Consider the following 23,395-nt stretch of genomic DNA (forward strand, 5'->3'; position numbering starts at 1 on the left):
AGTCCTCCTCAAAATAACGCGCTCCTGCTCACGCTCAAATCAAAAAAGCCGCGCCTGGACGCGACTTTACTTATGCTTTGGTGAAATCCTTCATCCATGCTAGGGCAATGGCCTTTTCGCCTAAGTGTGTCCCGACAACCGGGCCGAAATAGGAAAGTTCGAACGGAACAGTCGGAAACTTCTGCTGAAGATCCGTCAACCAGCGCTGTGCTTCCTCAGGGTCATTAGCATGAATCACCACAGCGCGAATCGGATAATCGACTCGTTCAAGTTCTTGCTGGAACAACGTCTCAACGCGGGCGTAAGCTTTTTTGATGGAACGGATTTTTTCGATAGCAACGATTTTATGGGACTGATCGTCGAAAGTTAATAATGGCTTAATTTTCAGCATACCACCGATAAAGGCTGAGGCATTACTTAAGCGGCCGCCGCGGACGAGGTTTTGCAAGTCGTTAACAATGAAGTATTCGCCCATAGTGCTGCGCAGATCATCCAGCCGTGCCAAAATGGCTTCCGGATCCTTACCGGCCTCAGCCATTTGCGCCGCAGCTAGAACCAACCAGCCCATTAGGATAACGGTAATTTGGGAATCGTAAACATAAACTTTAGCGCCATGAACTTCATCAACAGCACCTTTTAAGGTATTGACAAAGCCGGAAATCGTGCTGGCAAGATGAATGCTGATAATGGTGTCATAGCCTTCGTTGGCGAGATTTTCGTAAAGCTTCAGCATCTCACCCAGTGGCGGTTGCGTGGTGCTGGGAAATGTTTTTGCGGTTTTTAGTTTGGCGTAGAATTCTTCTGTGGTAATATCCTTACCTTCGTCATAGACTGCGCCGTCAAGAATGACCGGAATCGGCACCACGGTAATGTGATGTTTGTCGATTTCGGCTTGCGGCAGATAACAGGTACTATCCGTCACGATAGCAGTTTTCATACAGGCACCCACTTTTTTAAAAATGATTGTCTACATCATACCATAAAATGCAAAGATCAAGGAGAAACACCCGGGAGCGTGTTATCTAAATTTGACGATAGATGGTTCGCGACCGTTTTCCGGACGGCTGTCTTTCAACACTAACTATGCTATATTTTGAGCATAGACAATTCTAAGGAGGACCTTGCAGTGACGACTTCAAAGCATACCACATTGGCCGTGGCCAAAATGACCAGTAAGCACCAGATCACCATTCCCAAGGTCGTTCGTGAAAAACTGGGATTGAGCGATCATGATAAGCTTGCTTTTCAGCTGACTGATCATGGACAAGTTATGATCGATAAAGAACAAAAGTCGGATCTATGGTCGATCATTCGCGAACAGGATGCGGCCCACGGTAGTATCGACACACCTGAGCCTGATTGGGGGAAAGATGTTGGGGCAGAGTTGATCGATGACTGAAAATAGAAGGTTTCACTAGAGCGACGTCATTTCCCTAAATCTTGATCTTACTGAAGGACGCAAATCTCTCGCTCTTCCATAAACGCCTTAAAACCGGTAAAATGATTGGGACAATTGGAAAGCGAGCGGATTAACATGTCTTTTGATGGAATCTTTACTCATGCCATGGCCCAAGAGCTTAACGGAATCTTAAGCGGAGGCCGTGTTGTAAAAATTCAACAGCCTTATGAAAACGAAGTCGTGATTACCATTCGCGCTGGACGTAAAAATCATCCCCTGCTACTGTCGGCCAATCCGCAGTACGCGCGGGTGCAAATTACCCATATTCCCTTTACGAATCCCGATGTTCCCGCTACCTTTACCATGACGCTGCGAAAGTATTTTAACGCCGCAACATTAACGGCAGTTCATCAGGTGCAAAACGATCGCGTGTTGCATTTTGAATTCTCAACGCGCGATGAACTGGGTGATGAGTTAGGACTGCGTTTGATTATCGAGATGATGGGCCGACACAGTAATATTTTTTTGGTTAGCAAGCGAACCGGAAAAATCATTGATTTGATTCGCCACGTCTCGGCTGACCAGAATCGCTATCGCCCGTTGATGCCTGGTGCGCCGTATGTGGAGCCGCCAAAACAGGACAAAATCAATCCGTTTGATGATCCTGATCGACTTTACCACGAACTAGAACGTCAAGTGACGCCAACACTCAGCCGCGCCGCCTTGCTTCAGCAACATTATCAAGGGTTAGCCAAGGATTCTGCGGCGGAACTGGCTTTGCGCCTCAATCAAGGCGATGCTGGATGGGATGGCTTTTTCAAGGAACTTGAAGCGCCAGCGCCGACGATTACGACGCAAGGCAAAAAAGCGGTCTTTACTGCCATCCCCTATCAGTCGCTGTCAGGCGATCAGCAGTACTACCCGACCTTGAGCACAATGCTTGACGCGTATTATGAACAAAAAGCCGAGCACGATCGCGTCTTGCAACAAGGCGGCAACCTGATTCATGTCATTAAAAACGTCATCGATAAAGACCGTAAAAAACAGCGTAAATTGAAACGCACGCTGGAGGAAACGGAAAAGGCCGATGATTACCGCATTCGTGGGGAAATTCTGACGACGTATCTGAGTCAGGTGAAGCGTGGCATGACCAGCATCGAATTACCGAATTTTTATGCGGATAACCAGCCGATTAAAATTACACTCTCGAATCAGCTCACGCCATCCCGCAATGCCCAGAAATATTTTGCCAAATACACGAAATTACGCAATGCGGTTGCTCATGTGAACCAACAAATGCAGGAAAATCAGGAGGAACTCGATTATCTGGAAGGCATTATGGCCCAAATTAATGTGGCCAGCCCCAAGGATTTAGCCGATATTCGCCTTGAGCTGCAGCAGCAAGGCTATTTGCGGAAACAGAAGCAGAAGAAAGGTAACAAACGTCAGAAAGTTTCCAAGCCGGATCAATTTTATGCCAGTGATGGTACGAAAATCTGGGTGGGCAAGAACAATTTACAAAATGACCAACTGACTTTGCATACCGCCAAGAAAACCGATATTTGGCTGCATGTCAAGGATATTCCTGGCTCGCACGTCATTATCGACAGCAGTAAGCCCAGTGAGAAAACACTGCTAGAGGCGGCTAAACTGGCGGCATATTTTTCTAAAGCTCGGGAAAGCGCCAATGTTCCCGTTGATTGGATTGAAGTGAAGAAAATTCGTAAACCCAATGGCGCCAAACCCGGCTTTGTTGTTTACGAAGGGCAAAAAACGGTGAGTGTCACGCCAGATGCTGAATTAGTCGACAAACTGCGCACCCCGCCGACGAAATAGAAAGGGATTTTAAATGACCAACACATCTGCACAAATTAGTCGACCGATTCAGGAACACATTATTGCTAACAAAGTTAAACATGGCTGGAACACGACCGATACCAATTTTGAAATGCTGCTCGCCTATCATGAAATGGCTGAACTGACCACAGCACTGCTTAAGCGCGACCAAGACAATATCGCTGAAGAATTGGCTGACGTCACCATTTATCTGCTCGGCATCGCCGAAATCAAGGGGATTGATTTGGCTGAGGCGGTTAATGCAAAAGTTGCCATCAATGACCATCGTGTATATGATGCTCAAGGCCATAAGCATCTTGAATGAAGCAGTGTCTAGGTAAAGATTGAGACTGCGCGATCATGTTCCACGGCCAATAAAAAATGACCAAATATACCCGCTTGCGATTGGGGATATTTGGTCATTTTTTGGTTACTATTTTTGGATATTTTTTAGAGTGCGTCTTTACTAACCCAAAAATTTGAAAACAACTCGGCTGTCGAACAATTTTAGTATCTTTTCAAATAGCACTTTGCTTAGCAATGCTGCCGCGATTGGAATAGCAATCCAGCAAAGTAAAACCAGCGGAATCGCCAACCCAGCATCCATGGCCGCAAGTGGGCCGACCATGCCAACAATTCCGAAGCCGGCCGACTGTGGCGTCCCGCTGATTGACAATAACGCGACCGGAATTGCGGAGATGATTGCCGTGAACAAGCATGGAAGCAAGATAATTGGGTGCTTAAACAGATTTGGCATCATGATTTTCATTCCGCCTAATGCAATGGCAATCGTGACGCCAGATTTGTTGACCTTCCAGGAATAAACCACCAGTGCTAAGGTTGTGGCGGCAACGCCCATTGCTGATGCCCCTGCCGAAACGCCGTGAAGTTGGATCGCCAGCCCGATAGCAACAGTTGAAATCGGACTGACAATTAAAATGGCAAAAGAACAGCAGATCAGAACGGCCATCAGGATCGGTTGCAAGGTGGTGAAGCTATTGATGACATCGCCGATCGCCGTTGTGAAAGCAGCGATGAATGGCAGCAACAGTACCCCAATATAAGCGACGCCACACCCGACTAGAATTGGCATAGCAATAACAGCTGTTGAACCAAACCGATCTTTCACCCATAGCAAGACTAAGACAGCGATTGATGCCGTGATCATGGTATTGATCAAATCGCCAGTCCCGGCACCGACATAGGTTTTTGTAACGGGATTGAACTTCACGACTCCCGAGCCAACAAACGCTGCCCCTGCCGTTACCATCATCTGCAAAGGCTTCAGTTCAAATTGCAGCGCGATTAAGCCGCCGATAATTAAGGGGGTGGCAATTTGAAAAATGGCTGCGACTTGCGTCAAGGTTACCGCGAATGTGTTCGTTCCAAAATACTTGAGAATGCCGGACAAAACCGCATTTGGAATCAATCCAATAATGACCCCTAACGCTGTCCCTGATAAAACCTTATTGATAAAAGCCGTCACTGTCATACTGGTTGCCTGGGCAGTCGTCGCGTGAGAACCTCGCTCTCCTTGCATCGGTGCGTCAGCAATTGTTTCGGCTGCAGCGGGCATTCCTTTTGTTGTTGAATCTCCTGCCATTGACTTTTCCCCCTTAATAAGAATGTAATGAGAATATTAACAGAAGATGTGCAAATAAGTCTAGCATTAGATTGAAATTAATTAATATAATTTTTCTGTTATATATCAGTGGGTATTGCAATGGTCGCAACGATAAATTATAGTCGCGAAATTAAACGTTTTGGCCGTCAATAAGTGAACTTTAGATCAAGGGGAACCCGCGTATTAATTCAATTTTAAAAGGACATATTCAGTATTTGCTGGCCATCTTTAGACATGATTGTGATTCAATGATCGTTATCAGGGAGCACTACGCTTAATATGAAACAGCCAGTATGCTCAGCTGTTTGCAATTACACTTTTAATGATAGTCATAGCTAACGCACAAAAATTGCAAAACGTCCTCGTAGCTTTAGACACATTTCAACAAAGAAAGGCCCTGTCAGCAATGTCGATTTTCAACATTGCTGACAGGGCCTTTCCGATTAAATTTTGATGAATATGCTCGACGGCCTAGCGATTATTGGAACCGATCGCCCCACTTGGCGGGATCCTCACGCCATTGATGTAAGGAACTTAGCTGCTGAGTCGTAATGGCGCCTTGAGCTTCAGCAGTTTGAATGAGCGCCGTATAGTTGGTCAGCGTGAAGAATGGCAAGCCTGCTTTGGCGAAGTTAGCAGTCACTGCTGCCAGCTGATAACTGAAGATTGCTGCGACCCCCAGAACGTTGACACCGTCTTTTTGCGCTGCGGCCACGGCACTGAGCACGGAACCGCCCGTCGATAGCAGGTCATCAATGACGACCAGCTTGGCGTCTTCTGGAAGGTGCCCTTCAATCTGTCTCCCCTGCCCGTGGTCTTTAGGCTTACTCCGAATATAAACCAATGGCAAGTTCAGCAGATTGGCGACTAAAGCCGCATGCGGAATCCCGGCAGTGGCCACCCCACCGATGGCCGTCACGTCCGGGTAATGAGCCACGATTTCCTGGGCTAAGCCGGCCGCAATTTTACTGCGAACGTCAGGGTAACCGATAGTGAGACGATTATCGGTATAAATTGGACTTTTTAACCCACTTGCCCAAGTAAATGGCTCTTCGGGACGTAATGTGACGGCTTTGATGCGGAGTAAATCGCTGGCAATTTGATTTTCTAGTTTAGTCATGTGCTGTTTCCCACGCTTTCTTAATCGATTGATAGGCTTCAACTGGATCAGGTGCCTGTGTGATCGGGCGGCCGACAACAATGGCCGAACTGCCTAACCGTTTGGCCCGTCCCGGTGTGACGATCCGTTTTTGGTCGCCGATTGCCGCACCCTGTGGCCGGATTCCCGGTGTGACGACAAGAAACTCAGGTTTAGTCACACTGCGGATCAATGGCGTTTCTAAGGCGCTGGCAACAACGCCGTCTGCATCACTGGCCTGCGCGATGGCCGCCAAGTGTTGAACGGCCTGATTAAGCGGCACGTCGATGGACAATTGGTTTTCCAACATGGTTTGATCAGTTGAGGTCAGGTGGGTAATGGCGAGCATTTTGGGTGCTGGATGGTGCGCGGCTTTAGCTCCTGCCAACAAGCCGCGTTTGGCTGCCAGCATCATTTCCTTACCGCCGGCTGCGTGCACGGTTGTCAGCGCCACACCTAATTTGCCTAATTGCCAAGCGGCTTTTTCAACTGTATTCGGAATATCATGAAGTTTCAAATCGAGAAAGATATCAACCGGGTGTGCTGCCTGAATGGCGGTAATAATCGCCGGCCCTTCAGCATAGAAAAGTTCCATCCCGATTTTGACGAAAAGCCGTTCATCTTTGGGAAAACGCGCTAAAAAATCAAGTGTGGTCGCCTGATCTTTAAAATCGAGTGCAATGATAGGTGTCATACCGCCTGTCCTTCCTGAATGCGTGCAAATGCTGCGGCAATTTTAGGAATTGCCTTTTCTTCGTAGTAATTGGCCGATCCGATTGCGACTGCCTGGGTGCCTGCAGCTAACATCTCAGCAGCATCGTGGCCGGAGCTGACCCCACCCATGCCGACAATTGGAACATGAACAGTGTGGGCAACCTGATAAACCAGATGCAGTGCTATCGGTAGAATGGCCGGACCGGAAACACCGCCGGTCACATTGTCCAAAACCGGTCGGCCAGTGTGAATATCCAAGCGCATGCCCACCAGCGTGTTAATCAAGGAGATGCCATCTGCACCAGCGGCTTCGACTGCTTTAGCAATCACGGTGATGTCAGTGACATTAGGCGTGAGTTTAACGAAAATCGGGACCGAACTGGCTTCCTTGACAGCGCGCGTGACGGCCGCAGCAACCACCGGATCCGTACCAAACGCCATGCCACCTTGTTTCACATTTGGGCAGGAAATGTTAACTTCCAGAGCTTTGACATTTGGGGCCGCGCTCAACTTTTTAGCAACCGCTGCATATTCAGAAACATCGGCACCGGCAATGCTTGCGATGATTGGCAGATCAGGATAGTTCTTTGCCAGCCAAGGCAGTTTTTCGCGTAACACAACCTCGGATCCTGGATTCTTCAACCCGACGGCATTCAGTGTACTGCTCGGGCCGTCAGCAAAAATCTTGCCTTGGTTGCCAACCCGTGGCAATAAGGTGGTTGATTTGGTCACCAATGCCCCCAGCAGATTCAAATCATATTGTTTGGCGTATTGTTCGCCAAAACCGAATGTCCCGCTGGCGGGCATGAACGGATTCTTCATCGTAAAGCCGGGTAATTGAATCATGTGATGCTGCCTCCTTTATTGTAACGGTTGCTACTGCCGGCAGTTGTCGGTTTTAACTTCTAATTGGTGTCATCGAGAATGCCCGTGATTCCAAGACCTTCAAAATGGCATCTGCGGTATCGAGGCTGGTCATCAATGGTACGCCATGTTCGATAGCAGTTTCCCGAATGCGGAAGCCATCACTTGAGGTCTTCTTGTCGGCGGTCATGGTGTTGATCACCAACTGAATCTTGCGGTCGGCAATGTCTTCCAAAATAGTTTCTTTGCCGCTATCAAGTTTTTCGATGGTTTCAACCGTAATCCCGGCTTTTTCAAATGCTTTGGCTGTGCCGCTGGTGGCGACCAGCTGGTAACCGACTTCGCGGAACCGTTTGGCCAGTTCGGTTGCTTCGGTTTTATCAGCGTCTTTAACCGTGATTAACGCGCGGCCAAATTGTGGCAAGTGCATGCCGGCTGCTTCGAATGCTTTATACAAAGCTTTGGCTAGGGTGGTATCACTGCCCATAACTTCGCCGGTAGACTTCATTTCCGGTCCTAACAAGCTATCGACATGATTCAACTTGGAGAAGCTGAACACTGGTGCTTTGACGTGGATCCCTGCCTGGTTTGGCAGTAAGCCCGTTTTAAAGCCCTGCTCTTTCAGACTCAATCCAAGAATCGCCAAGGTCGCAACTTGTGCCAGTTTGACATTGGTTACTTTACTTAAGAAAGGAACCGTGCGGCTGGCTCGCGGATTAACTTCGATGACATATGCTTTGCCTTGATGAATGATGAATTGGACGTTCATCAAGCCGATGCAGTTCAAAGCCCGTGAAAGTTTGATCGTTGCATCGGTAATCTGGTCAATGATGTCCTGACTGAAGGTTTGCGGCGGATAAACAGCCATCGAGTCGCCGCTGTGAATGCCGGCGCGTTCGATATGTTCCATGATCCCCGGCAAAACCACCGTTTCACCATCAGAGATGCAATCCACTTCACATTCTTTACCGACCAGATAGTGATCAATTAAAACCGGATGGTCGTGGGAAACCGACACAGCCCGATCAATGTAACTGGCTAATTCATCGGCATCATGAACGATTTCCATCGCCCGGCCGCCTAACACGTAGCTTGGCCGAACCAAAACCGGATAACCAATCTTGTCGGCAACTGCCAGTGCGCCGGCTTTATCGGTTGCGGTACCGCCTTCTGGTTGCGGTAACTTCAATTGTTTGATGACTTGATCAAACAGATCCCGATCTTCCGCCCGATTAAGATCCTCAACGGAGGTGCCCAGAATTTTAATGCCGCGTTTAGCCAGTGGCTCCGCCAGATTAATCGCTGTTTGGCCGCCAAACTGCACGATCACGCCTTCTGGTTGTTCCAGGTCAATGACGTTCAGAACATCTTCAAGGGTTAATGGTTCAAAATACAGCTTATCCGCAATCGAAAAGTCAGTGGAAACCGTTTCTGGATTGCTGTTCATGATGATGGCTTCATAGCCGGCTTTTTGAATGGCCTTAACGCTGTGAACCGTTGCATAGTCGAATTCGACCCCTTGACCAATCCGAATCGGACCGGAACCGATGACTAAGACGCTCGGCTTATCGCTTTTGAAGCTTTCCGTGCTGCTTTCATAAGTGCTGTAGTAATACGGGGTATCACTAGCAAATTCGCCGGCACAGGTATCGACCATTTTGTAAACCGGTAAAATGTGCTGTTCCTTGCGCATTTGCCGAATCTGATCCGCATGTAAGCCCCAAAGCTGGGCAATTTCTTCATCAGCAAAGCCATAACGCTTTGCTTCGGCGAGCAACGGCAAATCGGCTTTATGCGCAGCTGGTTCCCGTTCCAATTCGACGATGTGTTTAATCTTGTCGAGGAAGAATGGGTTCATCTTGGACAATTCGGCGACTTCATCGATGGTGTAATCCCGCCGAAATGCTTCAGCTAGATAAAAGAGCCGTTCGTCGTTGGCTTGAATGATATGCTTACTTAATTCATCGTCACTGAGCTTGGCAAAAGCCGGACGGCGAGGATGAATGAGGCCGACTTCAAGTGAGCGTACCGCTTTTAGCAGACTTTCTTCAAGTGTTCGGCCAATCGCCATGACTTCACCGGTGGCCTTCATTTGGGTGCCGAGGGTGCGGTCGCCATTTTCAAATTTATCGAATGGGAAACGCGGTAATTTGGTAACCACATAGTCCAAGGCCGGTTCGAATTCGGCCCAAGTCTTCTTGGTGACCGGATTCTTGATTTCGTCCAGATGCAAGCCGACTGCAATTTTAGCGGCCATTTTGGCGATTGGATAACCGGTGGCCTTGGAAGCTAACGCGCTGGACCGGGAGACCCGAGGATTGACTTCGATGACATAGTACTTGAAGCTGTTGCGATCAAGGGCAAACTGAACGTTGCAGCCGCCTTCGATCTTCAACGCACGAATGATCTTCAAGGCTGAGTCACGCAACATCTGGACTTCTTTATCCGTGAGCGTTTGCGTCGGGGCGAAGACCATTGAATCGCCGGTATGCACACCGACTGGATCGAAGTTTTCCATGTTGCAGACCACAATGGCGGAATCGGAAGCATCGCGCATGACTTCGAATTCGATTTCCTTATAGCCGGCAATGGAACGCTCGATCAACACTTGGGTGACCGGGCTCAGGTTCAAACCGTTTTCGGCAATTTCGGCCAGCTCTTTTTCATTATCGGCAATACCGCCGCCTGTGCCGCCCATGGTGAAGGCTGGGCGAATGATGACAGGAAAGCCGATTTTGTCGGCAAACTCCTGCGCTTCATCCACGTTGTTGGCGATGGCGGACTCCGGAACCGGCTCGTGGAGTTTTTGCATCAGATTTTTGAACAATTCGCGGTCTTCGGCTTGATCGATTGCGCTAAGCTTGGTGCCCAGTAATTCGATGCCGAGCTCGTCCAAAATGCCGGTGTTGCTTAGTTTCATGGCAAGGTTCAGACCGATTTGTCCGCCGATTGTTGGCAAAATGGCATCTGGCAACTCTTTACGCAAGATCTGGCTGACGAATTCGACGGTCAACGGCTCGATATAAACCCGATCGGCGATTTCCGTGTCGGTCATGATGGTGGCCGGATTGGAGTTTACCAAAACAACTTCATAGCCTTCTTCACGTAAGGCAAGGCAAGCCTGAGTCCCCGAGTAATCAAATTCTGCGGCCTGACCGATGATAATCGGACCTGAGCCGATCACTAAGATTTTATGAATATCTTGACGTTTTGGCATGATTATCCTTTCTGCGTACGATCTGAAAATGCATCCATCATTTCCATAAACTCATCAAAAAGATGGTCGGCGTCATGTGGACCCGGAGCAGCATCCGGATGGAACTGAACCGTGAAGGCTGGGTAAAGCCGGTGGCGTAAGCCTTCTACCGTACCATCATTGATTTCAACGTGGGTGACTAATAAGGTGTCTGGATCAATGCTGTCCGGATCAACGGCATAACCGTGGTTTTGGCTGGTAAAATCGATACGGCCAGTCGCAATCTCGCGAACCGGATGATTAAACCCGCGATGACCGTATTTCATCTTAAAAGTATCAGCGCCGTTGGCCAAGGCAAACAACTGGTGGCCGAGGCAAATCCCGAATAACGGAATTTTACCTTCAATGCCGCGAATCATATCCAGCGCTTCCGGCACATCTTTTGGATCACCGGGGCCATTGGTCAGCATCACGCCATCCGGTGCCAATTCAAGAATGGTGGCAGCTGTTGTCGTCGCTGGCAACACGGTTACGTTGTATTGACGCTTGGCCAATTCCCGTAAAATGCTATGCTTGAGGCCAAAATCGATGACCACCACATTGCGGCCGGTACCAGGTGCCGGATAGGCTTGCTGAGTCGAAACCTGTTGCACCTGATTCTTCGGAAGCACCAACGCTTTGAGTTGATCAAAAGCATGTTCATCGGCTGCATCCACAATGCTGGCCTTCATGGCGCCGACTTCCCGAATTTTTTTGGTTAGAGCACGGGTGTCAACACCGCTGATGCCCGGAATATGTTTGCGTTTAAGAAATTCATCGAGTGTCATCTGACTGCGCCAGTTGCCGGTGACCCGCGCTACCTCCCGCACCACGATGCCTTTGGCGGTGGGATCAATGCTTTCATAATCATCGCGGTTGATCCCTACATTGCCGATAAGCGGCTGAGTGAAGGTAATGATCTGGCCGTTGTAACTTTGGTCGGTAATCGTTTCCTGATAACCGCTCATGCCGGTGTTAAACACAATTTCGCCGGTTGTGACGGTTTCCGCACCAAAGCCGACGCCAGGAAAAACGCTGCCGTCTTCAAGAATTAAATAGCGCTTCATGCTTGTCCTCCCTTTTGATAGGCAATCCGCCCGCGACTGATCGTATACAAGGCCTGGCCCTGAACTTTTTCGCCGATAAACGGTGAATTCTTGCCCTTTGAGAACCAGTCAGCAGGATCAATGGTGTATGTGGTATCCAAATCAAGAATCGTCAGATCAGCGGGACCACCTACCGTAATATGGCCGCCTGGCAGACCAAACTTCTCTGCCGGAACCCTACTCATTTTGGCAATCAGTTGCTTAAGCGTGAACATTTTTGATTTGACCAGTTTGGTGTAAAGCAGTGGAAAGGCGGTTTCGGAACCGACGATGCCGAACGCCGCAGTTTTAAAAGAACCGGATTTTTCTGCAGCTGTATGCGGCGCGTGATCGGTGGCGATCATGTCCAGTGTGCCGTCTTGCAAGCCTTCAAGTAAGGCCAGATGATCGGCGCGGGAACGCAATGGCGGGTTCATCTTGAACATCGGGTTATCGCCTGGAATATTATTTTCATCAAGTAGTAAGTGATGTGGTGAAACTTCGGCAGTGACGTGAACGCCGCGTTTTTTGGCTTCGCGAATCAAGGCCACGCTTTGGCGAGTTGAAACATGGCAGGCGTGGTAATGAACACCGGTGGCTTCTGCCAAGTCCAGATCGCGCGCCAGCTGGCTGCTTTCGGTCTGATTGATGATACCAGGCAGGTTCAATTTCTCGGCAACCGGGCCGGCATTGATGACGCCGCCGTGCATGAGACTGGCATCTTCGATATGGGCGACAATCGGTGCTTTCAGTTTAGCCGCCTGTTTCATAGCTTGATACATGGTATCGGCATCCTGAACGCCAACGCCGTCGTTGGAAAAGCCCAGAGCGCCTGCTTCCAGCAACGCCGGCATGTCGACTAGCTGATCTGAATGTAAGTCATGCGTAATCGGGGCAAACTGCCGGACGGTAATCTTGGCATCGCTCCGGTTTTTCGCCAATACCGGTGTCAAGGTGGCGACTGTGTCGGGAACAGGTTTTAGATTGCTCATCGCAACAACAGTGGTAAATCCGCCATGTGCGGCTGCTTGAGCCCCGGTTTTAATCGTTTCTTTAGCAGTAAAGCCAGGTTCGCGAAAATGAACATGGACGTCAATCAGTCCCGGAACGACTGTTGCACCGGTGGCATCAATGACGGTTTCATCACCGCGGGCAGCAAGTTGCTGGCCGATCGCCGTAATTTTGTCGTCGGTGATCTGAATATCCGCCGTGTATTCGGTATCGCTGATGATATGGGCATTTTTGATGAGCATAAGTAAAGTTACTCCTCTCCGAAGTGACGGGCGTTGATAACCGCTTCAAGCATCGCCATCCGCATGAAGACGCCATTTTGCATTTGGGTGAAGATCCGTGAGCGCGGACCGTCAACCAAGTCGCTGGCTAATTCAACATCGCGGTTGACCGGTGCCGGATGCATGAAAATGGCATTGGGCTTCATGGTTTTGGCTAAAGCATCCGTGATACCGTATTTCGCATGATAGCTTTCTTTGGAAAATGCTTCGCGGTTGTCAGCATTAAACCGCTCAAGCTGAACCCGCAGTAACATCAAAACGTCGACCTGTTTGACCAGGTCTGGCACGCTGATGAAGTCGCCGTAACGGTCGAAGCTAGGATCGTACCATTGTTTTGGCCCGGCAAAATGCAACGTCGCACCGAGTCTGTGGAGCATTTGCATGTCACTGCGCGCAACCCGACTGTGGCTAAGATCCCCGACAATCCCGATATTCAGGCCGTCAAAATGCCCGAATTCTTCGTGAATCGTCATTAAATCCAACATCATCTGGGATGGATGCTGACCGGCACCGTCACCGGCATTGACAATGGCAGTTGTCGGCCAGGCGCCCATGAGTTCTTTGTAATAGCCGTCTTTAGAATGACGCATGACAGCGATGTTGACACCGATGGCACCGATCGTTTTGATCGTATCTTCCAAGGTTTCGCCTTTCGAAACCGAACTGTGGGCGGGATCAAAAGGAATAACGGTCAACCCTAGTTTGCGTTCGGCCATTTCGAAGCTGGTGTGTGTGCGGGTGCTATTTTCAAAGAATAAATTGGCAGCATAGATCGGCTCCGGAAAATGAACTGTCTGACCAGCCTTGAAGTCTTCGGCCCGGTTAATTAATGCCAAGGCGCTTTTTTCGTCAACTTGTTCAGCGGAAACAAAATCTTTAAATGGTGTATCAGTGAGATTAGATAAGGTCATTTTTTTCTGCCCCTTCTTCGTTAGCGGCATGTTCTGGTAAAACAAAGTTCAGGAAGATTCCGATCACGGTTGCCAGTGCAAGGCCGGAGAATTGATACCCGGCGAATTGCAGGCTGGCATTGCCGATACCGATCACAAGAATGGTCGAGGCAATCATCAGGTTGCGTTTTTTGTCGAAGTCGACTTTGTTGTCAATTAAAACCCGTAAGCCATTGGAAGCGATAACGCCGAACAGCAGGAAGCTGATGCCGCCGATGACCGGACTTGGAATACTGCGAATCAAAGCACTTAACTTACCAATGAAAGCGAACAGGATGGCAAACATGCCAGCGCCGCCTAACACATAGACACTGTGAACTTTGGTCATGGCAAGCACCCCGATATTTTCGCCGTAACTGGTCACCGGTGGGCCGCCGACGAAACCGGCGATAATGGAAGCCGTGCCATCCCCTGCCAAAGTATGATTCAGGCCCGGATCCTTAAAGAAGTCGCGTTTTGTCAATTTGTTGAGGACCATGATGTGGCCCATGTGTTCGGTCATGGTGACAAAAGCGATGGGTGCCATTGAGAGAATTGCACCCCAGTAAAGTTGCGGTTTGTAGCTGATGAATGGCAACTCGAACTTCGGGAGGTCAAACCAGGCAGCTTGCTGAACGGAAGTCAGATCCACGATGCCAAACAGTAGCGCTACCACATAACCAGTGACAATTCCCAACAGAATCGGTAACAAGCTAATGAATTTTTTGAGATACATGTTGTAAATGATGACCGAAGCCAACGTGATCATGGCAACGGCGAAGTAGCGCAGGTCGTACACGCTTTTGGTCGCGGAAATCGTTCGCATGGTGGCGTCAGTTGCGGCAGTGCCGGCCAGTGACAATCCGATGACCATGACAATCGGCCCAACGACAATCGGCGGTAAGGCGCGATCAATCCAAGCCGACCCGCTGCGGGCAACGATCAAGGCTACGATCAGGTAAACAACCCCGACAGCAACGGTGCCTTGTGCTATCGCGGGATAACCGGCACCTTTCATCAACGCCTGCATGATGGTAATGAATGAAAAACTTGATCCCATGTAGGCCGGAATTTTACCGCGGGTGATCAAAATATAGACTAAAGTGCCAACCCCGCTTGAGAATAAGGCAATACTTGGATCCAAACCGACCAGAATCGGTACCAGCACGGTTGACCCGAACATGGCGAAAAGATGTTGAATGGATAAGCCCACCCATTGACCGAACTTCGGCTTGTCGCCGATGTCCAACACCGCTTCATCGTTGTGAAAAGCCATTGACTAGTCCCCCATCTTTTCGATGCTGATGCCGTCTTTGCCGTCAAGTTCCGCAACCTGTACCTGAATCTGTTCGTCAAGGGAGGTTGGAATATTTTTGCCGACGAAATCAGGACGAATCGGTAACTCGCGATGACCGCGATCAACTAAAACTGCCAGACTGATTTTCCGTGGCCGGCCTTCGTCCATCAAGGCATCCAGAGCCGCGCGGATGGTGCGGCCAGTGAAAATGACATCGTCTACCAGGATGACGTGCTTACCAGTGATGTTAACTGGCAGCTGCGCACCTTCAACATCGGGTTGATGTTCGTGATCGATTTTATGAACATCATCGCGATAAAAGCGGATGTCCAGTTCGCCGACCGGAACCTGGAGGCCTTCGAGCTGTTCAAGGCGTTTGGCAATGCGGTGGGCCAGATAAATCCCCCGTGTTTTAATGCCGACAAGAACGAGATCGTTCAAGCCTTTGTTTTGTTCGATGATTTCATAACTGATTCGGGTCAATGCGCGTTTCATCGTTACCTCGTCGACTACCTGTTTGGACTGTGTCATGATGTGCCATCCTTTCTTGTATGTATGCTGGTTGGTGTGGGTTGTGGGTGGAAAAGGTGCTTGCTTGGGGCTGTTCTATTGGAGGCGATTCAGTGATTGGGTTTTCTCGTTCTATAACGCGCTCCCTGGCGCAGAAGCCTGCGTGTAAGGACCTTGGTCGCAATGGCCAAAACCGGGCCATCACGCCCAAGGCCACTTACACTCCGGCTTCTAACCGCGCCAGCTCGCGCACAAAAAAAACGCCTCCCATCCAATTTGGATAGAAGGCGACCGTAGCCTGAATAATCCGCCGCAACGGAAAGGGACCTTCTAAGCCTCACTGGACTTAGTTAAAGGTGCTTGTTTGATTGAGTTAAGATTACCGGACGTTGCGGGTCTTGTCAATGCCTGCGCGCAGATCAACTAAGGTTTTTTCGAAAATTTCGGGGACCGGTGCCGTGAATGTTAAGCGTTTGCCGGTGGTTGGATGGACAAAACCGAGCTTGGCGGCGTGGAGAAATTGGCCGTTGCCTGGGAGTGTGCGTTTAGGCCCATACAAAGGATCGCCTGCTACCGGATGGTGAATGTAAGCCATGTGCACGCGGATCTGATGCGTCCGGCCGGTTTCCAGAACGCATTTGATCAAGGTATAGTGGGCAAATCGTTCCAGCACCTGAAAATGGGTAACAGCATGCCGACCGTCAGCAACCACGGCCTGCCGTTTGCGGTCACGCGGATCACGGCCAAGCGGCGCATCGATTGTACCTTCATCTTCTTTAAACGTCCCGTGAACTAACGCAAGGTATTCACGAATGGACGTTTTGGCTTTAAGTTGCGCCGATAAACTCAATTGGGCTTTTTCGGTTTTGGCCACCATCAGCAAGCCGCTAGTGTCTTTATCGATGCGGTGCACAATCCCCGGCCGAATGACGCCGTTGATACCAGGCAAGTCAGTATGATAAAGCAGGCCGTTCACCAAGGTGCCGTCAGGATGGCCCGGCGCTGGATGGACAACCATGCCTTGAGGTTTATTAACCACGATCACCTGGTCGTCTTCATAGACAATGTCAAGCGGAATCGGTTCCGCAACGGCTTTTAAGGGCCGGGCTTCCGGAATTGAAACGGCAATGACATCTCCTGACGAGACCTTGTAATTGGCCTTCACCAGCTGGCCGTTAACGGTGACCAGGCCGTCCTGAAGCCATTTTTGTACCTGACTGCGGGTATGGGTCGATTCGTGTGCCGTGATCACCTTATCGATACGCCCTTGTTCAGTCGTGATGGTAAAGGTCTCGGTCATGCGGACACCGCCTTGTCGCGATCAAACAAAATAAACACTAAAACCAGAATCACCCCGAACGTGATGCACATATCGGCAAAATTAAAAATAGCGTTGAACCGCCACTGATCCAAAAATTCAAGGTGAAACATATCCGTGACGTATTGGAACCGCAGCCGATCAATGAAGTTACCAATCGCCCCTGCCGTGATCAGCGTCAGACCCAGGCGATAAACCGGTTTGTGCAGGCTATCACGCCAAAGCAACGCTACGACCACAAACGCCAGGACTGTTGTGACGTAGAAGAACCACTGTTTCCCTTCAAACATGGAAAAAGCCGCACCGGTATTACGGATGTGCGTGAGATCAATCACGCCCGGAATCAGTTGCTGGCTTTCGCCAAGTGGAATATGCGCGCTCACCCAGGTTTTAATGACAAAATCAATCAAAACCAAGACAGCTGCAACGATCACATAGATAAACACAGAAGTTCCCCCTGAATAAATGACATTTGCCTTTAAGTGTACCGCGCCAAAAGAAAAACCGCCATTCGAAAAATGACGGTTACATCTTGTGCCGAAAACATGAATGATTTAAAAGAGTCCGGAAATTTTACCATCATCGGTGACATCCATGTTTAAAGCGGCTGGCGCTTTTGGTAGTCCTGGCATGGTCAAAACGGTTCCGGTCATGACGACTAAGAACCCTGCTCCAAGCTTAGGGATAATGTCGCGTACGTGAATCGTAAATCCTTCAGGTGCCCCTAATGTTTTGGGGTTATCGGTCAATGAATACTGGGTCTTCGCCATGCAAACCGGTAAATCCTGCCAACCATTTTTAGCGATCGTTCGCAGTGCAGCGTTGGCTTTTCCTTCATAAACAACGTCACCACCACCGTAGATCTTTTGCACAATGGTTTTGATCTTGGTTTTGACATCCTGATGTACATCATAGAGTGGCGTGAAACTTGCCGGCTGCTTCAAGGCATCCAACACCGCATCTGCCACTGCTAAACCACCGCGGCCGCCGTCAGCCCAAACCGTTGCGGTAACAGCTTTGACGTTTAATTTTGCGCAAGCATCGATAAGCCACTGAACCTCGGCATCTGTATCGCTTGTGAAGCGGTTAACGGCTACCACAACCGGCACGCCATAGCCCTGCATGCTGTGAATATGCCGCTTAAGGTTCGCAAAACCTTGAGCCAAGGCATCCAGGTTTTCCTGTTGTAAATCAGCTAACGCAACGCCACCGTTGTATTTCAGGGCGCGAACCGTTGCCACAATAACCACGGCATCCGGGGTTTTACCCAAAACAGGTGTCTTAATATCCATGAACTTTTCGCCACCAAGGTCAGCGCCGAAACCTGCCTCGGTAATGGCGATGTTCCCCAGTTGCAACGCTGTCCGGGTAGCTAAAACGGAATTACAGCCGTGGGCAATGTTGGCAAATGGGCCGCCATGAATGAACGCCGGCGTATGTTCCAGGGTCTGGACCAGATTTGGCTTCAACGCATCCCGCAATAACATGGCAATGGCGCCGGTGACCTTTAAGTCGGCCACGGTTACAGGCTTACGATCATAAGTATAGCCAATCACGATGCGACTGATGCGGGCTTTGAGATCCGCGATGTTTTCCGCAAGACACAAGACGGCCATTAATTCGCTTGCGACGGTAATATCAAAACCGTCTTCACGCGGCACGCCGCTGGTTGGGCCGCCTAACCCGATCGTGACGTGGCGCAATGCACGATCGTTAATATCCAAAGCGCGCTTCCAAAGAATTCGCCGTGGGTCGATATTAAGTGTGTTGCCTTGTTGCAGATGGTTGTCGATTAAGGCTGCGAGGGTGTCGACCGCGGTTGTCAGAGCGTGCATGTCACCGGTGAAATGTAAGTTGATGTCTTCCATCGGCACAACCTGCGCATAACCGCCGCCGGTCGCGCCGCCTTTCATCCCCATCACCGGGCCTAATGATGGCTCCCGCAATGCGATGACGGGATGCTGGCCGCGCTGCTGAAGCGCATCGCCTAAGCCAACCGTAATCGTCGATTTGCCTTCACCAGCTGGAGTCGGGTTAATCGAGGTCACCAAAACAAGCTTGCCAAAAGGCTTGTCTTTTAACGCATTGAGAGCCGCGAAGCTAAGTTTGGCTTTAGACTTGCCATAAAGTTCCAGATCATCATCGGTCAGGCCTAGATTTGCTGCAACTTTCGTAATTGGCCACATTGAGGTCGCTTCATTGGCCTGGGCAATTTCAATATCAGACATACAACACACTCCTTATTTAGTTGATGTTTCCAATCCTTTTTCGATCAACGCTACGATCTTTTGTTTTCGCTTTTTGCCGAACATCAGGAACGAAACCCGACCGTATTGTTTGGTTTTAAGCATAACTGTCAAATGGCCGGACGTAAACCCCTCAATTTCGCTCCATGACAGATTAATCGTATTACTTTTAAAAAGACTGGTTAATCGAATGCCTTTTTCAGTCGCAATCAGGCGAAGCAGCAAAATCTGGCCGATAGCCGTCAAAATCGTAATCGCCGCAATCGCAATCGCCAGCCATGAAGGTTTCGTACTTTCCAGCTGGACGATGATCGCCAAGCTGAGACCGATCACGATCGCGCTCCAAAACATGCTAAAATCGATCCAGGCAGGTTGATAATGTGTTCGATAGTCAGCCAATTTGTCACTTCCTTAGGAGAAATCATGCTTAAACTATACACAGATGGCGCTACAAAAGGCAACCCAGGCCCGACTGGCATTGGCATCCTAGTCAGCGGTTTGCCTCAGCAAATCCAACGACATGCCGCTTTACCACCGATGACCAATCATGAGGCGGAATTTGCTGCTGCGATTGCTGGATTTGAACTATTAATCAATGCTAAGTTAACAACCGCGCCAGTCGCCTTTTATAGTGACTCCAAGCTCGTCGTTCAGGCGGTTGAGAAACGCTATGCCAAACATTATCCTGCTTTAACCGCAGAATTGCTGGCCTTGATTGACCGGTTTCCGCTTGTGCTGCCTAACTGGTTGCCCGATCGTCAAAACCGTGGTGCTCACACGTTGGCTCAGCAAGGGTTACGTGAAGCAGAGACGAAAAGTTAATTTTTCGACAAAAAGAGACCGTGACATTCCATTATTCGGAATATCGCGGCCTCTTTTGGCATGAACATAGATTTTTAAAGTAAAATGACGCCTCAGCCGAAAGACTTCAGCACCTGTGATTACATGAATACTTTAAACTGGCTGGTACGATCCATATAATCCTTATCTTGTGCCGGTGCCTCGATGGAACCAAACGGCATCTGGGCACGCAATTGCCAGTTTTGCGGGATATCAAAGGCGTCGCTGACAAGCTCATCAATGATGGGATTGTAGTGTTGCAGATTTGCACCAATGCCATTGTTAGCCAGGGCCACCCAGGTGTTGAGTTGAGCCGATCCCTGAGCCTGCTCTGCCCAGGTTGCAAAGTTATCTGCGTACAGCGGGAAGTCATGCTCCAGCTGCTTCACGATGTCGGTATCGGTAAAGTACATAATCGTTGCATAGGCGGCTTTGAAGCCAGCTACTTTCTTCTTGGTTGCCTCGTAGGCTTCCTCAGTCGGAACTTCACTCTTCAAGCGCTTAACCACGATATCCCAAAGCTTGTCGTGTTGTCCGCCAAATAGGAAAACTGCTCGGGTTGTTTGCGAATTGAAGGCCGTTGGTGTTGCCTGAATGACAGATTCAACTTGTTCGATGATGTCATCGTCTTTTTGCTTAACATCTTTGCCGAGTGCGTAGATGGAACGGCGTTGCTTGAGAAGGTTCAGAAGATCTTGATTCACAGGAAAACCACCTTTTTCTATTAATGGCCACATTGTCACGCATGTATCTGATAACCTAGCTATTCACTAGCCCTCAGGAAAGACAATGCGAAAAAAATGTAGCAGAACAAAAGTAAGTGTACCAACTCACTATTAGTAAGTAAACCCCTTGAGCGATATTTTTTCAGAAAGTGCAACATATGGCTCGATCATCAGGTCACGATCACACTTAAGCGTATTTACCAGAAGGGATTGTTTCCGTTAACGTGACAGAGATAGGTGGCTTGGGTACAATGAAACTATTCTTCTTGGAGGTGCGCTATGTCGCTGATCACCTGGCTAATTATTATTATTTTGGTTTTGAACACGACGGGTGCGATTTTTACGGTTCTTCGTGAAGTTCGCGACATTTCGACAACCTGGGCCTGGTTGCTGGTGCTGATTTTCCTGCCAATCATCGGGTTCGGTTTTTATCTGTTCGCGGGTCGCGGACTCTCGACCAAAAAACTGCGCCGGATTCAGCGTGAGTATGAGTCTGGGGTCAAAGCGTTTGTGTCGCTTCAAAAACACGAAAATGCCCGAAATAAACTTTTGCCTCCTACTGATTACACTCCGGCGGCAAAAGCTCTGACCGCCTTTTTCCTGAATACGGCCCAGGCACCGGTGCTGGCCCATAACCAGGTTCAGCTTTATACCGATGGCGAAAAGAAGTTTGCTGCGTTGTTTCGCGACATTGAAAGCGCCAAGCACTACATTTATGTCGAGTATTACACCATTTATAATGATGAATTAGGCAATCAGTTTCAGCAATTATTGATTAAAAAGGCCAAACAAGGCGTGACGGTTAAGGTTTTATATGACGCTTGGGGGTCGATGGGTGCCTCGGCAAAATGGTGGCGCCGACTAACCGATGTCGGCGGTCAGGCTGAGAGCTATTTTAGCTCCAAACATCCGATTACCGACTTTCGCTTGAATTACCGCGATCATCGCAAAATCGTTGTGATTGATGATCACGTCGGCTATATTGGCGGCTTCAATGTCGGCGATCAGTATGTTTCCCGTAAACCAAAATTCGGCTATTGGCGCGATACCCACCTGCGTATCATCGGTAACACCATTTATGCGCTGAAAATTCGCTTCACAATGGATTGGAATGCGACGGTCGGTGAACAGGACGAGATTGCCTACAATGTCGAGCAGGATAGTACCGAAAATCGCTCAAACGAGAGCATGACGGCTGGCAGCACACCGATTCAAATTGTCGCATCGGGACCTGATCGCCCTACCCAGCAAATCAAGTTAGGTTACACCAAGCTGATCACCAGCGCTACCAAGTCGGTTTGGATTCAAAGCCCTTACTTGGTTCCGGATGACACGGTGATTGATGCGCTCGTTTCCGCCGCCATGTCGGGCATTGATGTCCGAATCATGATTCCCGATATGCCGGATCATCCGTTTATTTTCCGTGCGACCCAGTACTATGCCACCTATCTGGCTCGTGCTGGCGTCAAAATTTACCACTATCAACATGGCTTCATGCATGCAAAAACCGTGGTTGTCGACGATGCCATTGCCAGTGTCGGGTCAGCCAATTTCGATATTCGTAGTTTTAAATTGAATTTTGAAGTGAATGCCTTCATTTACGATCGTAAGGTTGCTGGGGCACTTGCCGAAATCTTTGAAGCGGATATGAAGCAGAGCTACTTATTGACACCAGCGATTATCGCTAGTCAAAGCCGCTGGTTACGCTTCAAACAGGACTTTTCCCGGCTTCTGTCGCCGATTTTGTAAGCCAGCCTGTAAGTCATCAAAAATTGAACAATGTTGTCACAAAAACGCCGCTTCAGCATGGTGTGTTGAGGCGGCGTTTTTGCGGTTTAAAATATGGTATTTTTCAGAATAAGCATAGGTGTTTGGCTGATCGCCAGAATAGCACTTGAGAAGACTTGACGAGTCGGCTAATTACCGTTGCCAATCGTCTAGTGCCTTGGTGTGGCCGAGAAGATAGTGGATGGCAGCTTGGACAAGTGTGTCACGGGCAGTCGTTAACTCGTCGCCTTCCAGGTTATATTTGTCGCGCAGGTAACCTTCCGCAATAGCCTGATATTCTTTGCGGGCCTCGCCCCCATCTTTTAGGTAGGCATCAATGGCATTCAGATCATCTTTAGCGCGGTTAGCTAATTCTTCAGCCAGATCTTCGACATGTGGCTGGCGTTTATGGGCATAGTCCATCAGCGTGTCATTCATATCAACGACAGCGGCCTCGTCTGCTTTCTTGTCACGTTTCATGTTCGCAGTCATCTCCTAATACTTTTAGTATGCACCTACGCCGGATTTTCATCAACGCCGCCTATTTTACCAAAAGCATCGGTAACAGCGTTTTTA

Annotated in this window: 22 protein-coding genes; 5 read left to right on the top strand and 17 right to left on the bottom strand. The window is 49.2% G+C overall.

All coding sequences use genetic code 11. The features are described from left to right. Window positions 1–70: 70 nt before the first annotated feature. On the bottom strand, window positions 71–937 hold the full coding sequence (locus LACSTY_RS07105; RefSeq protein WP_049169823.1) for a DegV family protein: 867 nt from the start codon (window positions 935–937) through the stop codon (window positions 71–73). Between the two features lie 189 nt (window positions 938–1,126). On the opposite strand from LACSTY_RS07105, the gene LACSTY_RS07110 reads away from it, so the two are divergent. The 3 genes from LACSTY_RS07110 to LACSTY_RS07120 all read left to right on the top strand — a co-directional run bounded on the left by LACSTY_RS07110 (window position 1,127) and on the right by LACSTY_RS07120 (window position 3,560). Next, window positions 1,127–1,399, top strand: coding sequence for an AbrB/MazE/SpoVT family DNA-binding domain-containing protein (locus tag LACSTY_RS07110; RefSeq protein WP_087912159.1), 273 nt, complete (start codon window positions 1,127–1,129; stop codon window positions 1,397–1,399). A 135-nt stretch (window positions 1,400–1,534) separates the two neighbouring features. Next, a complete protein-coding gene (locus LACSTY_RS07115; RefSeq protein ID WP_087912160.1) occupies window positions 1,535–3,235 on the top strand; it encodes an NFACT RNA binding domain-containing protein in 1,701 nt (566 codons plus the stop codon). Window positions 3,236–3,248: 13 nt separating this feature from the next. Beyond that, window positions 3,249–3,560 carry a MazG-like family protein gene (locus tag LACSTY_RS07120; RefSeq protein ID WP_025012370.1) on the top strand — a complete coding sequence of 104 codons (312 nt, stop codon included), beginning with the start codon at window positions 3,249–3,251 and terminating at the stop codon, window positions 3,558–3,560. Between the two features lie 141 nt (window positions 3,561–3,701). On the opposite strand, the gene LACSTY_RS07125 is transcribed toward LACSTY_RS07120, so the two are convergent. The 14 genes from LACSTY_RS07125 to LACSTY_RS07190 form a co-directional block, all read right to left on the bottom strand. Beyond that, window positions 3,702–4,775: a PTS sugar transporter subunit IIC gene (locus LACSTY_RS07125; RefSeq protein ID WP_410055337.1), complete on the bottom strand. Its 1,074-nt coding sequence runs from the start codon at window positions 4,773–4,775 to the stop codon at window positions 3,702–3,704. A gap of 562 nt (window positions 4,776–5,337) precedes the next feature. Next, window positions 5,338–5,979, bottom strand: a complete 642-nt coding sequence (gene pyrE, locus LACSTY_RS07130; protein ID WP_049169826.1) for an orotate phosphoribosyltransferase — start codon at window positions 5,977–5,979, stop codon at window positions 5,338–5,340. Next, a complete protein-coding gene (gene pyrF / locus LACSTY_RS07135) occupies window positions 5,972–6,691 on the bottom strand; it encodes an orotidine-5'-phosphate decarboxylase (protein ID WP_087912162.1) in 720 nt (239 codons plus the stop codon). Before pyrF ends, pyrE begins: the two co-directional genes overlap by 8 nt. Beyond that, window positions 6,688–7,557 carry a dihydroorotate dehydrogenase gene (locus LACSTY_RS07140; protein ID WP_087912163.1) on the bottom strand — a complete coding sequence of 290 codons (870 nt, stop codon included), beginning with the start codon at window positions 7,555–7,557 and terminating at the stop codon, window positions 6,688–6,690. Before LACSTY_RS07140 ends, pyrF begins: the two co-directional genes overlap by 4 nt. A gap of 52 nt (window positions 7,558–7,609) precedes the next feature. After that, window positions 7,610–10,792, bottom strand: a complete 3,183-nt coding sequence (gene carB, locus LACSTY_RS07145) for a carbamoyl-phosphate synthase large subunit (RefSeq protein ID WP_306390999.1) — start codon at window positions 10,790–10,792, stop codon at window positions 7,610–7,612. Between the two features lie 2 nt (window positions 10,793–10,794). Beyond that, a complete protein-coding gene (locus LACSTY_RS07150; protein ID WP_087912164.1) occupies window positions 10,795–11,877 on the bottom strand; it encodes a carbamoyl phosphate synthase small subunit in 1,083 nt (360 codons plus the stop codon). Beyond that, window positions 11,874–13,148 (bottom strand): dihydroorotase, encoded by a 1,275-nt coding sequence (gene pyrC / locus LACSTY_RS07155; protein ID WP_087912165.1) that lies wholly within the window; start codon window positions 13,146–13,148, stop codon window positions 11,874–11,876. The genes LACSTY_RS07150 and pyrC overlap by 4 nt, the downstream gene beginning before the upstream one ends. 8 nt (window positions 13,149–13,156) lie before the next feature. Then, the gene (locus LACSTY_RS07160; protein ID WP_087912166.1) at window positions 13,157–14,098 is read right to left on the bottom strand and encodes an aspartate carbamoyltransferase catalytic subunit; all 942 of its coding nucleotides are present in this window, start codon (window positions 14,096–14,098) and stop codon (window positions 13,157–13,159) included. Further along, window positions 14,085–15,392 carry a uracil-xanthine permease family protein gene (locus LACSTY_RS07165; protein WP_010488287.1) on the bottom strand — a complete coding sequence of 436 codons (1,308 nt, stop codon included), beginning with the start codon at window positions 15,390–15,392 and terminating at the stop codon, window positions 14,085–14,087. Before LACSTY_RS07165 ends, LACSTY_RS07160 begins: the two co-directional genes overlap by 14 nt. Window positions 15,393–15,395: 3 nt before the next feature. Then, a complete protein-coding gene (gene pyrR / locus LACSTY_RS07170; protein WP_010488286.1) occupies window positions 15,396–15,944 on the bottom strand; it encodes a bifunctional pyr operon transcriptional regulator/uracil phosphoribosyltransferase PyrR in 549 nt (182 codons plus the stop codon). Between the two features lie 358 nt (window positions 15,945–16,302). Then, the gene (locus LACSTY_RS07175; RefSeq protein ID WP_087912168.1) at window positions 16,303–17,223 is read right to left on the bottom strand and encodes an RluA family pseudouridine synthase; all 921 of its coding nucleotides are present in this window, start codon (window positions 17,221–17,223) and stop codon (window positions 16,303–16,305) included. Further along, complete coding sequence (lspA, locus tag LACSTY_RS07180) at window positions 17,220–17,687, bottom strand: signal peptidase II (RefSeq protein WP_025012380.1); 468 nt, start codon at window positions 17,685–17,687, stop codon at window positions 17,220–17,222. The genes LACSTY_RS07175 and lspA overlap by 4 nt, the downstream gene beginning before the upstream one ends. Window positions 17,688–17,795: 108 nt before the next feature. After that, a complete protein-coding gene (locus LACSTY_RS07185; RefSeq protein WP_049169833.1) occupies window positions 17,796–19,469 on the bottom strand; it encodes a formate--tetrahydrofolate ligase in 1,674 nt (557 codons plus the stop codon). A gap of 12 nt (window positions 19,470–19,481) precedes the next feature. Next, window positions 19,482–19,886 carry an EbsA family protein gene (locus LACSTY_RS07190; protein WP_010488282.1) on the bottom strand — a complete coding sequence of 135 codons (405 nt, stop codon included), beginning with the start codon at window positions 19,884–19,886 and terminating at the stop codon, window positions 19,482–19,484. Window positions 19,887–19,910: 24 nt separating this feature from the next. Here LACSTY_RS07190 and LACSTY_RS07195 point away from each other — a divergent pair, with 24 nt between their 5' ends. After that, window positions 19,911–20,309, top strand: a complete 399-nt coding sequence (locus LACSTY_RS07195) for a ribonuclease HI family protein (RefSeq protein ID WP_087912169.1) — start codon at window positions 19,911–19,913, stop codon at window positions 20,307–20,309. A 119-nt stretch (window positions 20,310–20,428) separates the two neighbouring features. Here LACSTY_RS07195 and LACSTY_RS07200 read toward each other — a convergent pair whose 3' ends face one another. After that, window positions 20,429–21,031 carry a nitroreductase family protein gene (locus tag LACSTY_RS07200; RefSeq protein ID WP_025012382.1) on the bottom strand — a complete coding sequence of 201 codons (603 nt, stop codon included), beginning with the start codon at window positions 21,029–21,031 and terminating at the stop codon, window positions 20,429–20,431. Between the two features lie 300 nt (window positions 21,032–21,331). On the opposite strand from LACSTY_RS07200, the gene cls reads away from it, so the two are divergent. Then, the gene (gene cls, locus LACSTY_RS07205; RefSeq protein ID WP_049169835.1) at window positions 21,332–22,801 is read left to right on the top strand and encodes a cardiolipin synthase; all 1,470 of its coding nucleotides are present in this window, start codon (window positions 21,332–21,334) and stop codon (window positions 22,799–22,801) included. 171 nt (window positions 22,802–22,972) lie between these two features. Here cls and LACSTY_RS07210 read toward each other — a convergent pair whose 3' ends face one another. Beyond that, window positions 22,973–23,299: a hypothetical protein gene (locus LACSTY_RS07210; protein ID WP_010488279.1), complete on the bottom strand. Its 327-nt coding sequence runs from the start codon at window positions 23,297–23,299 to the stop codon at window positions 22,973–22,975. Window positions 23,300–23,395: the final 96 nt, after the last annotated feature.

Source organism: Lacticaseibacillus styriensis (assembly GCF_030770295.1).
GTDB lineage: Bacteria > Bacillota > Bacilli > Lactobacillales > Lactobacillaceae > Lacticaseibacillus > Lacticaseibacillus casei.

Bases quoted from the DNA above. Each gene is read 5' to 3' on its own strand.
- LACSTY_RS07105 (WP_049169823.1), bottom strand. From the start codon at position 937: ATGAAAACTGCTATCGTGACGGATAGTACCTGTTATCTGCCGCAAGCC.
- LACSTY_RS07115 (WP_087912160.1), top strand. From the start codon at position 1,535: ATGTCTTTTGATGGAATCTTTACTCATGCCATGGCCCAAGAGCTTAAC.
- LACSTY_RS07120 (WP_025012370.1), top strand. From the start codon at position 3,249: ATGACCAACACATCTGCACAAATTAGTCGACCGATTCAGGAACACATT.
- LACSTY_RS07125 (WP_410055337.1), bottom strand. From the start codon at position 4,775: ATGCAAGGAGAGCGAGGTTCTCACGCGACGACTGCCCAGGCAACCAGT.
- pyrE (WP_049169826.1), bottom strand. From the start codon at position 5,979: ATGACTAAACTAGAAAATCAAATTGCCAGCGATTTACTCCGCATCAAA.
- pyrF (WP_087912162.1), bottom strand. From the start codon at position 6,691: ATGACACCTATCATTGCACTCGATTTTAAAGATCAGGCGACCACACTT.
- LACSTY_RS07140 (WP_087912163.1), bottom strand. From the start codon at position 7,557: ATGATTCAATTACCCGGCTTTACGATGAAGAATCCGTTCATGCCCGCC.
- carB (WP_306390999.1), bottom strand. From the start codon at position 10,792: ATGCCAAAACGTCAAGATATTCATAAAATCTTAGTGATCGGCTCAGGT.
- LACSTY_RS07150 (WP_087912164.1), bottom strand. From the start codon at position 11,877: ATGAAGCGCTATTTAATTCTTGAAGACGGCAGCGTTTTTCCTGGCGTC.
- pyrC (WP_087912165.1), bottom strand. From the start codon at position 13,148: ATGCTCATCAAAAATGCCCATATCATCAGCGATACCGAATACACGGCG.
- LACSTY_RS07160 (WP_087912166.1), bottom strand. From the start codon at position 14,098: ATGACCTTATCTAATCTCACTGATACACCATTTAAAGATTTTGTTTCC.
- LACSTY_RS07165 (WP_010488287.1), bottom strand. From the start codon at position 15,392: ATGGCTTTTCACAACGATGAAGCGGTGTTGGACATCGGCGACAAGCCG.
- pyrR (WP_010488286.1), bottom strand. From the start codon at position 15,944: ATGACACAGTCCAAACAGGTAGTCGACGAGGTAACGATGAAACGCGCA.
- LACSTY_RS07175 (WP_087912168.1), bottom strand. From the start codon at position 17,223: ATGACCGAGACCTTTACCATCACGACTGAACAAGGGCGTATCGATAAG.
- LACSTY_RS07185 (WP_049169833.1), bottom strand. From the start codon at position 19,469: ATGTCTGATATTGAAATTGCCCAGGCCAATGAAGCGACCTCAATGTGG.
- LACSTY_RS07195 (WP_087912169.1), top strand. From the start codon at position 19,911: ATGCTTAAACTATACACAGATGGCGCTACAAAAGGCAACCCAGGCCCG.
- cls (WP_049169835.1), top strand. From the start codon at position 21,332: ATGTCGCTGATCACCTGGCTAATTATTATTATTTTGGTTTTGAACACG.
- LACSTY_RS07210 (WP_010488279.1), bottom strand. From the start codon at position 23,299: ATGAAACGTGACAAGAAAGCAGACGAGGCCGCTGTCGTTGATATGAAT.